The 14,529-nt window shown below is 39.2% G+C and carries 16 protein-coding genes; all 16 read left to right on the forward strand.

Annotated features, from left to right (window positions below; translation table 11 throughout):
* Positions 1-17 precede the first annotated feature (17 nt).
* Genes ABID56_RS01110 through ABID56_RS01185 form a run of 16 tightly spaced genes read left to right on the forward strand, consistent with a single transcriptional unit; the run spans position 18 to position 14,512 of the window.
* Entirely contained in the window at positions 18-245 is a 228-nt protein-coding gene (locus ABID56_RS01110; protein ID WP_354218557.1) for a flagellar FlbD family protein, read from the forward strand.
* Positions 229-651, forward strand: coding sequence for a flagellar basal body-associated FliL family protein (locus ABID56_RS01115; protein WP_354218559.1), 423 nt, complete (start codon positions 229-231; stop codon positions 649-651). The genes ABID56_RS01110 and ABID56_RS01115 overlap by 17 nt, the downstream gene beginning before the upstream one ends.
* 30 nt (positions 652-681) lie before the next feature.
* Complete coding sequence (gene fliM / locus ABID56_RS01120) at positions 682-1,677, forward strand: flagellar motor switch protein FliM (protein ID WP_354218560.1); 996 nt, start codon at positions 682-684, stop codon at positions 1,675-1,677.
* Positions 1,667-2,911 (forward strand): flagellar motor switch phosphatase FliY, encoded by a 1,245-nt coding sequence (fliY, locus tag ABID56_RS01125; RefSeq protein WP_354218562.1) that lies wholly within the window; start codon positions 1,667-1,669, stop codon positions 2,909-2,911. The genes fliM and fliY overlap by 11 nt, the downstream gene beginning before the upstream one ends.
* A 21-nt stretch (positions 2,912-2,932) precedes the next feature.
* Positions 2,933-3,295 (forward strand): response regulator, encoded by a 363-nt coding sequence (locus tag ABID56_RS01130; protein ID WP_354218563.1) that lies wholly within the window; start codon positions 2,933-2,935, stop codon positions 3,293-3,295.
* A 21-nt stretch (positions 3,296-3,316) separates the two neighbouring features.
* The gene (locus tag ABID56_RS01135; RefSeq protein WP_354218565.1) at positions 3,317-4,003 is read left to right on the forward strand and encodes a flagellar biosynthetic protein FliO; all 687 of its coding nucleotides are present in this window, start codon (positions 3,317-3,319) and stop codon (positions 4,001-4,003) included.
* Positions 3,996-4,664, forward strand: coding sequence for a flagellar type III secretion system pore protein FliP (fliP, locus tag ABID56_RS01140; protein ID WP_354218567.1), 669 nt, complete (start codon positions 3,996-3,998; stop codon positions 4,662-4,664). The genes ABID56_RS01135 and fliP overlap by 8 nt, the downstream gene beginning before the upstream one ends.
* A gap of 21 nt (positions 4,665-4,685) precedes the next feature.
* Entirely contained in the window at positions 4,686-4,955 is a 270-nt protein-coding gene (gene fliQ, locus ABID56_RS01145; RefSeq protein WP_354218569.1) for a flagellar biosynthesis protein FliQ, read from the forward strand.
* 1 nt (position 4,956) lies between these two features.
* Positions 4,957-5,736, forward strand: coding sequence for a flagellar biosynthetic protein FliR (fliR, locus tag ABID56_RS01150; RefSeq protein ID WP_354218570.1), 780 nt, complete (start codon positions 4,957-4,959; stop codon positions 5,734-5,736).
* A 1-nt stretch (position 5,737) separates the two neighbouring features.
* Complete coding sequence (flhB, locus tag ABID56_RS01155) at positions 5,738-6,823, forward strand: flagellar biosynthesis protein FlhB (RefSeq protein WP_354218572.1); 1,086 nt, start codon at positions 5,738-5,740, stop codon at positions 6,821-6,823.
* A gap of 23 nt (positions 6,824-6,846) precedes the next feature.
* On the forward strand, positions 6,847-8,883 hold the full coding sequence (gene flhA, locus ABID56_RS01160) for a flagellar biosynthesis protein FlhA (RefSeq protein WP_354218574.1): 2,037 nt from the start codon (positions 6,847-6,849) through the stop codon (positions 8,881-8,883).
* On the forward strand, positions 8,880-10,031 hold the full coding sequence (flhF, locus tag ABID56_RS01165) for a flagellar biosynthesis GTPase FlhF (RefSeq protein ID WP_354218576.1): 1,152 nt from the start codon (positions 8,880-8,882) through the stop codon (positions 10,029-10,031). The genes flhA and flhF overlap by 4 nt, the downstream gene beginning before the upstream one ends.
* Positions 10,028-10,894 carry a MinD/ParA family protein gene (locus tag ABID56_RS01170; RefSeq protein WP_354218577.1) on the forward strand — a complete coding sequence of 289 codons (867 nt, stop codon included), beginning with the start codon at positions 10,028-10,030 and terminating at the stop codon, positions 10,892-10,894. The genes flhF and ABID56_RS01170 overlap by 4 nt, the downstream gene beginning before the upstream one ends.
* 3 nt (positions 10,895-10,897) lie before the next feature.
* On the forward strand, positions 10,898-11,965 hold the full coding sequence (locus ABID56_RS01175) for a protein-glutamate methylesterase/protein-glutamine glutaminase (RefSeq protein WP_354218578.1): 1,068 nt from the start codon (positions 10,898-10,900) through the stop codon (positions 11,963-11,965).
* A 12-nt stretch (positions 11,966-11,977) separates the two neighbouring features.
* Positions 11,978-14,035 carry a chemotaxis protein CheW gene (locus ABID56_RS01180; protein WP_354218580.1) on the forward strand — a complete coding sequence of 686 codons (2,058 nt, stop codon included), beginning with the start codon at positions 11,978-11,980 and terminating at the stop codon, positions 14,033-14,035.
* A gap of 12 nt (positions 14,036-14,047) precedes the next feature.
* On the forward strand, positions 14,048-14,512 hold the full coding sequence (locus ABID56_RS01185) for a chemotaxis protein CheW (RefSeq protein WP_354218581.1): 465 nt from the start codon (positions 14,048-14,050) through the stop codon (positions 14,510-14,512).
* The last annotated feature ends 17 nt before the right edge of the window (positions 14,513-14,529 follow it).

Raw genomic sequence — 14,529 nt, forward strand, 5'->3', positions numbered from 1 at the left:
AGCCCTACTTATCATTTATGATTAATATAACCCGATTAAACGGTGAAGAATTTGTCATTAATGCCTTGTACATAGAGAAAGTCCAAGCATTGCCCGACACTACCATTACATTGTCTAATGGCAAAACGTACTTTGTAAAAGAATCTAAAGACGAAATAGTGAGTCGAACGACTTCGTTTTATCAACAAGTCGGGTTGATCAATCTCCAAGCGAAGGGTGTTGATACAGATGTCGAAACCGATTAAAATCATGTTAACGACGATTATCGCCTTGACGATTATTGGTATTGTCGCTATTATTTTATTACTTTATGTCGATTTTGGTAGTACTGAAAATGGCGAGCCAACGATTAGTGAAATGGCTGAAAATTCCTTTGTCACAGATGAAATTACGACGGACTTAGCAGATGGTAACTTTATTCGTATTCAGTTTCGTGTCGTGACAAACGATCAAGATACAATGTCGCAACTCCAATCAGGTGAACAATTTATTTTAAACGATGCAATCATTGAGGAATTGACGGTTATGGAAGGTGACGATTTTAGAAATGATTTAAGAACGATACGTAACAATGTAAAAACTGCAATTAACGAACGATTGAATGAAGGCGAAGTAACAGATGTCTTCATTACACAAAAAGCCGTGCAATAACGAATAGCACTCCACGATGGAGGTGATGATATGGCGGATGATGTTCTGTCCCAAGGCGAAATTGACGCTCTCTTATCGGCAATTTCGACGGGGGAGATGGACGCAGATGAGCTAAAAGAACAAGAAAAAGACGAACGAAAAATACGTGATTACGATTTCAAACGAGCCTTACGTTTTTCAAAAGATCAAATTCGTGGTTTAACGAGAATACATGAAAATCTCGCTAGGTTATTAACCTCGTTTTTCGCCGCCCAATTAAGGTCTTATGCAGAAGTGACTGTCGCGTCAGTAGACCAAGTCCCATATGAAGAATTCGTCCGGTCAATGCCACAACGGACGGTCTTGAACATATTTTCAGTTGATCCGCTAGAGGGACGGTTAATGTATGAGGTGAACCCGAACATTGCTTATGCGATTGTCGATCGCGTGCTAGGTGGTGAAGGGCAAGGCACGAACAAAGTCGACAATTTAACCGAAATCGAAAGTCGAATTATGTCTCGATTATTCGAAAAAGCGTTTGAGTCGTTAGAAGAAGCATGGGGATCTATGGTCGACATTGATTTAACGTTAGAAGAGTTTGAAACAAATCCACAGTTTATTCAAATGGTATCACCTAATGAAACGGTTGTTGTGGTTTCATTAAACGCATCGATCGGTGAAAGCTCAGGCATGATGAATATTTGCATCCCACACATGGTGTTAGAACCAATTATTTCGAAATTATCTGTCCATTATTGGATGCAAAACGAAAAATCAAAAAGTAACCCTGAAGATTATGAACATTTATCTAAAAACTTAACGCATGTTGATGTTGAGGCAAAAGCTGTTCTCGGCGAGTCAGCTATTTCAATTGAAGAATTTTTGAATTTAAATCAAGATGATGTGATCATGTTAGATCAACATATCGATGATCCATTAACGATGTATGTTAATGATGAACCGAAATTCCATGTTCAGCCTGGTAAACAAAAACGTCACATGGCTGTTCAGATCTTGGGCGAATTGAGAGGTGAAGATGATGAATAATAACGATGATATGCTATCCCAAGAAGAAATCGATGCGTTGTTGAATGGTACAAACGACGATAATGATCAGGATCAAACAGATGAAACGACTGATCAAGATAATCGTGATGAATCGTCGATGTTGCAAGATTTATTGACTGATATAGAAATTGATGCAATTGGAGAATTAGGTAATATCTCATTTGGAAGCTCAGCGACAGCACTATCGTCACTTTTAAATCAAAAAGTAGAGATAACAACACCGGTCGTATCAGCGATTGACAGTGAGTCGTTAGTTAATGAATTCCCGTCTCCACATGTTGCGGTTAAAGTTGACTACACCGATGGCTTAAGAGGAACGAATTTATTTGTAATTAAAAGTCATGATGCAGCAGTGATTGCTGATTTAATGCTCGGGGGAGATGGGACGAACCCTGCTGAGGAGCTTGGTAAAATTCAACTAAGTGCTGTTCAAGAAGCGATGAATCAAATGATGGGGTCTGCTGCAACGAGTATGTCATCTGTATTTAATAAACGGATTGATATCACTCCACCAGACACAACAGTATTGGATGTTGAAACAGGGCAAGGTACCGACTATATTCCAGACGGAGACAACTTTGTCAAAGTGTCCTTCCAGCTTAAAGTTGGTGATTTAATAGACTCGAACATTATGCAACTGTTGCCAATTGAATTTGCGAAAGAGTTTGTCGATAGTTTACTAAATGGAGAAGATTCAACCGAATCTGAGGAAGCGAGTACGGTGTCAGAGCAACCATCTGCGCCAAAACCGGACCCTGAACCACAACCATCGCAACCACAACAGCCAACTATGCCTCAACCTGAAGCGCAACCCCAGCCACAACCACAACCGGAGGCAGCGGCTAACCCGCAACAATTGGGGCAAAAATCGTTTCAACAAGGTGAAGGGCACAGTGTTGATCAAGCACAGTTCGAAGAGTTTGGTAAACAACCACAGCTCGCACAAGAAGAACATCGAAATTTAAATCTATTAATGGATATTCCATTAAATGTTTCTGTTGAACTAGGGCGTTCTAGTAAAAGCATTAAAGAAATTTTAGAATTAAACACAGGGTCTATCGTTGAATTGGATAAATTAGCAGGTGAGCCTGTTGATATTCTCGTTAATAACAAATTAATCGCGAAAGGTGAAGTTGTTGTTATTGATGAAAACTTTGGTGTCAGAGTGTCTGATATTTTAAGTCAATCAGAACGTATTCAAAAATTACGATAAATAAATTAGGGGGATTTAATCATGGGACAAAAAATCTTAGTAGTAGACGACGCGGCATTCATGCGCATGATGATTAAGGACATTTTAGAGAAAAATGGTTATGAAGTAGTTGGTGAAGGTGAAAACGGACAGGATGCCGTTAATAAGTATAAGGAATTAAAGCCTGATTTAGTTACGCTTGATATTACAATGCCTGAAAAAGACGGGATTCAAGCGTTGAAAGAAATCATGGGTGAAGATGGGAATGCACGTATTGTGATGTGTTCTGCCATGGGTCAACAATCGATGGTAATCGACGCAATTCAAGCAGGAGCGAAAGACTTTATCGTTAAACCCTTCCAAGCTGATCGTGTGTTAGAAGCTATTGGAAAAGCGCTAAGTTAATTGATACAAGGGACGATAATCATGATGAAACGAGTTTTTTTGGTTGGATTACTAACAGTTTTAATCGCCTTGTCCTTCGAGGGCGGCATATTAAATGCTAATACAGATTGCGAAGGAAGCGTCGCAGACTGTTTAGAATCTGATTCTTCATCAAATCAAAATGAAAACGATGAGCCAACGGATGACTTATCGCCTGACGATTCTAATAATGAATCAAATGAGGACGAAAATGCTGTTGGCTCGTCCAATCAGTCTTTGTTTCTTGATTTTCTAAGAATGATAGCGGCACTCGTTCTCGTCTTAGCACTGCTATATGTCGTGTTGAAGTTTATTCAAAAACGTACGCGCAATTATCAACAAACGAGAGCGATGGAGAATATTGGTGGTGTAGCATTAGGTCATAACAAATCGGCTCAGATTGTACGTGTCGGTGACGATTTTTATTTAGTTGGAGTAGGCGAAAATGTCGAATTTCTAACACAAATCGAGAACCCAGATACGATAGACCAACTTATACAATCACCTGAAGAAGCGTCAGGCAATGCATCGTTCCAATCATTTTTACAAAACTTTCAAAGCAAAAAACGAAACACATATCAAGAAGCTGAAACGAAAAATCAGTTCAAAACAGAACTTGAAACGATGAAAAATTCGAGAAAACGCATGATGAAACGTTATCAAGGTAAGGATGACCGTCACGATGAATGAGTTTATGAATCTATTTGCAGATAATGATCCCGGCAATATTTCGACAGCAGTTCAGTTATTACTGTTACTAACTGTCTTAACATTAGCGCCGAGTATTCTCGTCTTAATGACGAGTTTTACGCGTATTGTCATCGTTTTATCATTCGTTCGAACAGCTTTAGCGACACAACAAATGCCACCCAACCAAGTGTTAATTGGTTTAGCACTCTTTTTAACATTTTTCATTATGGCGCCAACATTATATGAAGTGAATGAAGAAGCCCTTCAGCCTTTGTTTAATGATGAAATTACACTTGACGAAGCATATGAGGAAGCAAGCATACCATTTAAAAATTTCATGTCTGAACATACTAGGCAACAAGACTTAGGGTTATTCATGGATTATACGGGTGCTGAAACACCTGAATCTGTCCAAGACATACCGCTTACAACATTAGTTCCAGCATTTGTGATAAGTGAGCTGAAAACAGCCTTCCAGATGGGCTTTATGATTTTTATACCATTTCTCGTAATTGATATGGCTGTTGCCAGTGTCCTGATGTCGATGGGTATGATGATGCTACCGCCAGTTATGATTTCATTACCGTTTAAAGTATTGCTGTTTGTCATTGTCGATGGTTGGTACTTAGTGACCCATTCAGTATTAGAAAGTTTTAGTTAGCAATAGGAAGAAGGAATCGATATGACTCCAGAGATGGTTGTCGCCTTAGGTGAACGAGGCGTTTATACAATTTTACTTGTCGTAGGGCCGTTACTAATTATTGCCCTAGCTGTTGGTTTAGCCGTAGCGATATTCCAAGCAACGACGCAAATTCAGGAACAAACGTTAGCGTTTATTCCGAAGATTATTGCTGTTTTTATTGCGATTGTCATTTTAGGTCCTTGGATGTTGCAGCGCATGATCGAATTTACGGTCAGTATTTTTAATAATATTCCACAAGTGATTGGTTAATATGCTTGAATTATTAGATATTACACGTATTCCTGCTTTCTTCTTAATACTGGCTCGTTTAACGGGTTTCATTTTATTTGCACCTTTATTTGCTTATACAACGATTCCAAACCAAGTCAAAATTGGTTTGATTGTCATGCTGTCGTGGATTATGTATTTAACACTCGACATTCCTGTTTTAGCGGTGGATGGCCAATACATATTACTTTTGTTAAAAGAGCTGACCATCGGGGTTATGCTCGCTTTGGTTGCTTATATTATTATCACAGCAGTTCAAATCGCAGGTGGTTTCATCGACTTCCAGATGGGTTTCGCGATTGCTAACGTTGTGGACCCGCAAACAGGTGTGCAAAGTCCGATCATAGGTCAGTATTACTACATCATGGCGATGTTGTTATTAATTGCGACTAATGCTCACCATTTACTGATTGACGGAATATTTTATAGCTATGATTTCATCGGCTTCCAAGATATGATTCCTATAGAGCAAGAGTCGTTTGCTGAATTTATCATCGTGACGATGTCACAAATGTTCATGCTGGCCTTCCAAATGGCGATTCCGATAGTAGGGACGTTGTTTTTAGTCGATGTGGCACTTGGTATGATTGCTCGTACCGTACCACAAATGAACGTCTTTATTATCGGTTTACCACTTAAAATTTTAGTGAGTTTCGTAACTGTTTTTATCGCATTTAGCTTTTTCGGTCTATTAATCTCACAACTATTTGAATACATGTTCCAAACAATGCGGCAGTTAATGGAGTTGATTGGAGGCGCGTAATGTGGCGTTACTGCGATTAGACTTACAATATTTTAATCAAGAGAAAACAGAGCAGGCAACACCTAAAAAACGTGAAGATTCCCGTAAAAAGGGTCAAGTTGCCAAAAGCCAAGATATAACGACTGCTATACTACTGTTCGCTGTTTTCGTGTTCATGGTAGCTTTCGGCTCAACATTAGGTGATACGTTATCGAGTATTTTTACATATGCCTTTACCGAAACGATTCATTTAGAAGTAACACCAGAAAATGTTGAGACCGTCTTATTTCAAGTGTCAGTTGAAGCAGTCAAAGTGGTCTTACCTATTATGGCTGTAGCTATAGTCGCTGCCTTAGTAGCGAACTATTTACAAATTGGCTTCCTCATCACAGGTGAACCGCTCAAATTTGATTTAAATAAAGTTAATCCTATTAATGGTATTAAGCGGATTTTTTCAGCGCGTGCTATTGTTGAATTTTTGAAATCGATGTTAAAGGTGTCATCAATTGCTGTCGTTTGTTTCACGATTTTGTGGTGGAATCGTTCTGAACTGATGATGTTATCACAAAAATCGATTGGTAATGCAATTGCTTTTTTCGGGCAACTAACGCTATTAATGGGTGTGGCGGCGACCTTAATGTTGCTCATTATAGCGGTCATTGACTTCGTTTATCAGCGTTATGACCACGAGAAAAATATCCGGATGTCAAAACAAGACGTTAAAGACGAGAACAAAAACATGGAAGGTGATCCGCTAATTAAGTCACGCATGAAAGAACGCCAGCGCTCTATGGCACAACAACGTATGATGAGTGAAGTGCCAGATGCTGATGTCGTCATCACGAACCCGACGCACTACTCAATTGCGCTTAAGTATGACGAGGACAAGGCAGACGCCCCATTTGTGATTGCTAAAGGGGTCGATTATGTCGCTTTAAAAATACGTGAGGTCGCTGATGCTAATAATGTTGTTCGAATCGAAAACCGTCAATTAGCAAGAGGCTTATACAACAGTGCTGAAATTGGCGAGACGATTCCAGAAGATTTCTTTCAACAAGTGGCTGAAGTACTTGCTTATGTATACAAGTTGGAAAAACGCGCGAAGTAGTAATGAAGAGAGGATTTTGAAACATGTCAGCAAGAGATATGTCGGTATTATTTGGTGTTATATTAATTATTGTCATGTTAGTCATTCCATTACCGGGATGGCTATTAAGTATTTTAATCTTAATAAATATTTCATTAGCTCTTATTGTTATTTTAGTCACGATGAACACACAGGAAGCACTTGATTTCGCGATTTTTCCTTCATTACTCTTACTATTAACGTTGTTTAGATTAGGATTAAACGTTTCGACTACACGTTCTATTTTATCAGAAGCTGACGCTGGTAATGTCGTTGATACGTTTGGTGAATTCGTAACAGGTGGTAACCCGTTTGTTGGTTTCGTTATCTTTATTATTTTAGTAATTATTCAATTTATCGTCATTACAAAAGGTGCCGAGCGTGTATCGGAAGTGGCGGCACGTTTTACGTTAGATGCGATGCCAGGTAAACAAATGAGTATTGATGCCGACTTGAATGCGGGTATGATTACGGAGCAACAAGCGAAACAACGCCGTGAAAAAATTGAAAATGAAGCTGACTTTTACGGTGCGATGGATGGTGCCAGTAAATTCGTGAAAGGGGATGCGATTGCTGGTATTGTCATCGTCTTAGTCAACATTATTTTCGGGTTTATTATTGGTATGGCACAGTGGGGCTTAACCTTCAATGAAACTGTTAATACATTTTTACGTTTAACAGTCGGTGACGGTTTAACATCACAAATTCCGGCTCTCTTAATTGCAACGGCAACAGGTATTATCGTCACACGTGTAGCAGCTGAAGGTAATTTATCACACGATGTGACGGGTCAACTTTTCCGTTACCCGCACTTACTGTATGTTGCGGCAGGTACGATTTTCTTCCTTGGCCTAACACCGATTAACTTCTTACTGACAACGTTTATTGCTGCTATTTTAGCCGTAGGTGGTTGGTTCTTAACCCGTGCACAAGAACGTCGGGATGCATATGAGGAAGAGGAAACCGAAGAACAAGCGGAGGAACAAGAAGTGGCGCAACCAGACAATGTTGTTGATTTACTTAATATGGATCCAATTGAATTCGAGTTTGGGTATGCGCTCATTCCAATCGCTGATGCGAACCAAGGTGGTGACTTACTCGATCGAGTTGTGATGATCCGCCGTCAATTGGCTTTAGAATTAGGGATTGTCATTCCTGTCGTTCGTATCCGTGATAATATTCAGTTAAACCCGAACGAGTATCAATTGAAAGTCAAAGGTAATGAAGTCGCTAAAGGTGAATTGTACTTGAATCATTACTTAGCGATGTCGCCAGGGATGGAAGACGACTCGATTGAAGGTATTGATACTATTGAACCGGCATTTGGATTACCTGCTAAATGGATTTCAGAAGATATGAAAGATGAAGCTGAACTGTCTGGTTATACAATTGTTGATCCGCCTTCTGTTGTATCAACACATATTACAGAAGTCATTAAGCAATATGCACACCAATTACTCGGCCGTGAGGAAACACAACAATTAATAGATCACTTGAAACAGAGTTACCCAACATTGGTCGAAGAGGTGACACCAGAGCCGCTGTCTGTTGGTGAAGTGCAAAAAGTCTTATCGAAGTTATTAGAAGAACAAATCTCGGTTCGTAATCTCCCGGTGATTTTTGAAACGTTGGCTGATTACGGCAAAATGACGAATGATACCGATCTGTTAGCTGAGTATTGCAGGCAGTCCTTATCGATGCAAATTACCCAAACGTTCGCATCACCTGACCATACGATGAAAGTTGTGACGTTATCTCCGCAAGTCGAAAAGAAAATTGCTGAGCATATTCAACAAACGGAGCACGGGAACTTTTTATCGATGGATCCTGAAACACAACAAAAAATTATTGAGTCGATTCATCAAGAAGCAAGCCAAGCATTTATGGATGACTCGACACCTGTCTTATTATGCTCACCTGCGATTAGACGTTACGTGAAGCAAATGATTGGTCGTTACTTAAAGGATGTAGTCGTCTTGTCTTATAATGAGTTAGAACCTGATCTTGAAGTCGAAAGCGCTGGGGTGGTGAACATCGCATGAAGGTAAAAAAATATACGGCACCGACTATGCCTGAAGCTATGAAAACGGTCAGAAAAGAACTCGGTGACTCCGCTGTAATATTAAATTCTAAAGAGAAGCGGACGAAAGGGTTTCTCGGACTATTTAAAAAGAAAAATATCGAAGTGGTTGCCGCTGTTGACCCAACTCCTGTGAAACCTTCGACACAAGAAGGTGACATAAAAGAACCGAATTTAAATTTTAAATTGAACAAACAATCGTCACTTAATTTGCACCAACCACAGCAGCAAAGTTCGGTGACAACGGATCAAGATTTATTAAAAGAAATTCGTGAGTTGCGTGAATCACTGATGCAATCATCATCAAGTACAACATCTTATCCCGCGCCTTTAGAAGCCGTTGCTAAACAATTGCACGAAGAAGGTGTCGCAGAAACTCACGTGCACCAGTTGATGGAACCCGCGATGTCTGAATATTATACGAGCGATAAACAAGCGGATGAAGCTGATTATTGGGAAATCGTAAAGCGTCAAATAACTGAAGATATGCAAGAGGCGATCGAATACGAACAAAAACAAAGTGTTAAAAAAGTCTTCTTATTTGGGCCAACGGGCGTAGGTAAAACAACGACTTTAGCTAAATTAGCCGCTGATGCGTCGATCAATCGAGGATTAGATGTAGCCTTAATCACACTTGATACATATCGTATTGCTGCTGTCGAACAACTGAAGACTTATGCCAAAATTCTCGACTTGCCTGTAGAAGTTGCCTACAACCAAGACGATTTTGTAAAAGCAAAAGAACAATTTGCCGATAAAGATTTAATTTTGATCGATACAGCTGGCCGCAACTTCCGACATGATCAGTATATTGATGAAGTTAAACAATTCGTTCAGTTTGAGGATGACGATGAATTATTTGTTGTGCTATCACTGACCGCAAAAGAACAAGACATTGACGATATTTATACTCGCTTTCATGATTTATATATTAGTCAAGTTATTTTCACCAAGTTAGACGAAACTAAACATTTTGGTTCGATTTTAAATCTATGGCGTAAACACCAGTTTAAAATTGCTTACTTAACGAATGGGCAAGATGTTCCAGATGATATTGAACGACCTTCAGCCCAACAGATGACGGACTTAATAGTGGGTGATCGTACGTGAAAGACCAAGCGCATGATTTAAGACAGCGTATGTTAGAACAAGAGCAAAATCAAGCTCATACGATTGCGATATTTAGCGGAAAAGGTGGCGTAGGAAAATCTAACTTTGCATTGAATTTTGGTATGGCTCTGTCTGACATGAATAAAAAAGTGCTCATTTTCGATTTAGATATTGGGATGGGTAATATTGATATTTTACTCGGTCTACAACCGAAACAAAGTTTATCGACAATGTTAGAGAAAAAGTTACAAATTTCTGATATTATAGAGACAGGACCACAACAATTGTCCTATGTAGCAGCTGGAACTGGCTTATCAGACTTTTTTCATCTCGATCGTTCGAAATATGATTATTTTGTCCGACAACTTCAGTATGTCACGGCTTCCTACGATTATATTATTTTTGATTTAGGGGCTGGGATGACGGAAGAACATTTAGCTTTTATTCAAGCAGCAGATGAGAGTATCGTTGTCACGACGACTGAACCGACATCGATCACGGATGCTTATGCAGCCATGAAACGATTAGTGGTGCATAGCGATCGTGATGATTTACAATTATCATTATTAGTTAATCGAGCGAGCGATGGAGATGAAGGAGAATTTGCTTATAGTAAATTGAATGCGGTTGTGACTAAATTTTTAGAATGTGATTTAACGTATCAGGGCTATATGCCAGATGATCCATCAATTATGCAAGCCGTTAAACAACAGGAACCTTTTTATACATTTGTACCGCGAAGTAAAGCGACAAAACAAATAAAAAAATTGGTCGAAAGCTTTTTAAACCAAGAGTCTGATTCAGAACCTGATCGCAAGTTTATTAAGCGGATTAGGTCATTTTTCTCAAGAAAGGTAGATTGACCTATGAATAAGAAAAATGTATTAGTCATCGATGATTCTGCCTTTATGCGTAAAGTCGTATCGGATATTATTAATCAAGATCCTAAACTACATGTGATTGATACGGCGCGAAACGGTGAAGATGGTCTGAAAAAAGTAAAACAACATAAACCAGATGTCGTCACACTTGATATTGAAATGCCTGTAATGGATGGATTGACAGCATTACAACACATTATGTCAGAACAACCAACTCCCGTTTTAATGTTATCGAGTTTAACATACGAAGGGGCAGAGAGTACGATTACTGCTTTACAGTACGGCGCAATTGACTTCATTAATAAAACGTCTGGGTCCATTTCTCTCGATTTAAACAAAAAAAGTGACGAAATTTGTACCAAGGTAAAACAAGTAGCCAAAGCCAATCTTCGTAAAAAAGCGACGTCGATGCCGGCCATGACACAAGAAGAATCGAATGTCAACACGACGTCAAAAGCTTCTCAGTTTCAACATGATCAAACCGTTGTTGCTGTAGGTGTTTCGACAGGTGGCCCGAAAGCATTGCAGGAATTTTTGACAAGAATCCCGAAATCATTTAATAGTCCTATACTTGTTGTGCAACATATGCCAGCTAAGTTCACACAATCTTTAGCTGAGCGATTGGATCGATTGTCTGACATACCTATTCATGAAGTGCAAAATGGCGAATTGTTAAAGCGTGGTCATGCTTATATTGCACCAGGCGATTTCCATTTTGAAGTCAAAACCGTTGGACGCTCTTTAGCAGCTGTAATTACTCAAGATGAACCTATTGGTGGTCATCGTCCAAGTGTCAATAAGTTATTCAAATCCGTTGCGCACGTTCCAAATATGAACAAAGTAGCTATTGTTCTGACGGGGATGGGACATGACGGGACAGAAGGCGCACAATATTTGAAGCAACATGATCCGTCAGCCTATTTAATAGCTGAATCGAAAGAGAGTGCTGTTATATATGGCATGCCTAAATCGCTCATCGAAGAAGCAAACCCACATTTAGTCAAACCAATAAAAGAGATGGCTGATGCTTTAGTTCAAGTCGTTAAGAAATAAGGAGGCATTCGTGTGGAATCGAACCAATATTTAGACGTGTTCATTGACGAAAGTAAAGAAAATTTACAAGTGGTCAATGACGGCTTACTAGAATTAGAAAAGGAACCAACTAATCTATCAATCGTCGACGAAATTTTCCGAGCGGCGCATACACTTAAAGGTATGTCTGCCACAATGGGGTATGATGACTTATCCGACTTAACACATAAGATGGAGAACGTGTTAGATGCGATTCGACATGAAAAAGTAAGCGTCAATTCAGATGTCATGGACGTTTTGCTTAATTCAGTCGAGTATTTAGAAGACATGACGGCCGATATTGCTGAAGGCGGAAATGGTTCGATGAATGTTGGTACTGTTGTATCACAATTAAAAGCAATTGAAGCGGGTGAAGCTATACCTGATAAGTATACAACAGAAGCCGCTAATGAATCAGCTGCTACGACAACTAATGATGAACCTAAGACGTCCAGTTCAAATACACTAACTGTCGATCAGTTTGAGCAAACAGTATTAGAACAAGCGAAAATTGATGGACAATCGGTATATCATATCACCGTGTCGTTATCAGAGGATTGCTTATTAAAAGTGGCTCGTGTCTATATGGTATTCGAAGTGCTTGAACAAAGTGGTGAAGTAATTAAATCGGTTCCAACTGTTGATGAACTTGAAAATGAAGAATTTGACCAAAGTTTTGATATTATTCTCGTCACTTCGGATAACGAAGATGATCTACAAGCAAAAATTATGAAAGTATCCGAAGTGAGAGAAGTCACGATTCAACCATTTGATGCTGAAGCTAACCAGTCAATTCAAGAACAAGAACAATCATCTGACGAAAGCGAATCAGACGAACAATCAGAAACGCCACAGAAAAATGAAAGTAATGATAATGGCGGTGAGCAAAAGAAAGCGGCAGGGAACAAAACGATTCGTGTGAATATCGAACGTTTGGATGCTCTTATGAACTTATTTGAAGAAATGGTGATTGATCGTGGTCGTCTAGAACAAATCTCAGAAGAATTAAACCATAATGACCTTAAAGGAACGGTTGAACGTATTTCAAGAATTTCTGGCGATTTACAAAATATTATCTTAACGATGCGAATGGTTCCGATCGAACAAGTGTTTAATCGTTTCCCTCGTATGGTCCGCCAATTAACACGTGAACTCGGAAAAGATATTGATATGCAAATTGAAGGTGCTGAAACGGAATTAGACCGAACTGTCATTGATGAAATTGGTGATCCACTCGTTCACTTAATTCGTAATGCAGTTGACCATGGTATTGAGACACCTGAAGAACGTAAAAGTAAAGGGAAGCCTGGCCAAGGTAAAATGTTGTTAAAGGCCTTCCATAGTGGTAACCATGTGTTTGTTGAGATTCGTGATGATGGACAAGGCATTAATAAAGAGAAAGTCTTGCAAAAAGCGATCGATAATGGCGTGGTTAGTGCAGAACAATCTTCTAGTCTATCAGATAAACAAATCAATGAATTGATTCTAGCAAGTGGTTTTTCAACTGCTCAAGAGATTTCAGATATTTCAGGGCGTGGGGTCGGTTTAGATGTTGTTAAAAGCACCATTGAATCACTAGGTGGTTCAATTGAGATTGAATCTGAGTTTGGAAAAGGTACTACGTTCTCCATTCAACTCCCATTAACTTTATCGATTATTTCGGTTATGCTCGTTGTCGTAGAACAAGAAACGTACGCGATTCCGTTATCATCGATTATTGAAACAGCTGTCATTAAGCGCTCAGAAGTGATGAAAGCTCATAATAAAGAAGTGATTGATTTCCGTGGTCATATCGTACCGCTTGTCGATTTACGAAATGTTTTCGAAGTCCCTAAAGCAAATGATGACGAAGAAGACTATTATTCTGTCGTCGTTGTACGAAAAGGCGACCAAATGGCCGGATTAGTTGTCGATTCTTTCATTGGCCAGCAAGAAATTGTGTTGAAGAGTTTAGGTGACTACTTATCAAACGTGTTTGCTATTTCGGGTGCCACTATTTTAGGTAATGGTGAAGTTGCTTTAATCGTAGATAGCAACGCATTGATTAAATAAGGAGGCGTAATCATGAGTGAAGCGATACAAGATGATAAAGTGATCGTATTTAAATTAAAAGATGAAGAATACGGGATTCCGATTGAAAATGTGGGTTCTATTGAACGAATTTTTAATATAACACGTGTCCCACGTGCTCCGAAGTTTGTAAAAGGTGTAATGAATTTACGTGGTGTTATAACGCCTATTATCGACCTCCGTGAACGTTTTGGGTTAGAACAAATTGAACAAACCGAAAGCACACGTATTATTATCATTAATGTTGATGGTAAGAGTATTGGTGTTGTCGTTGATGCAGCGAATGATGTCGTTGATGTTCCACACGATATCGTTGAGCCATCACCTGAAGTAGTTGGCTCTATTAATGCCGATTACATCCGAGGAGTCGCTAAAGTCGATCAACGATTATTAATATTACTCAATCTTGATAAAGTGTTATCTGAAGAAGAGTTTGAGCAACTATCGACAATCGATTAATTTTGCACATGAGAGGA

Origin of the sequence: Alkalibacillus flavidus (genome assembly GCF_040545925.1) — a bacterium.
Taxonomy (GTDB): domain Bacteria; phylum Bacillota; class Bacilli; order Bacillales; family Alkalibacillaceae; genus Alkalibacillus; species Alkalibacillus flavidus.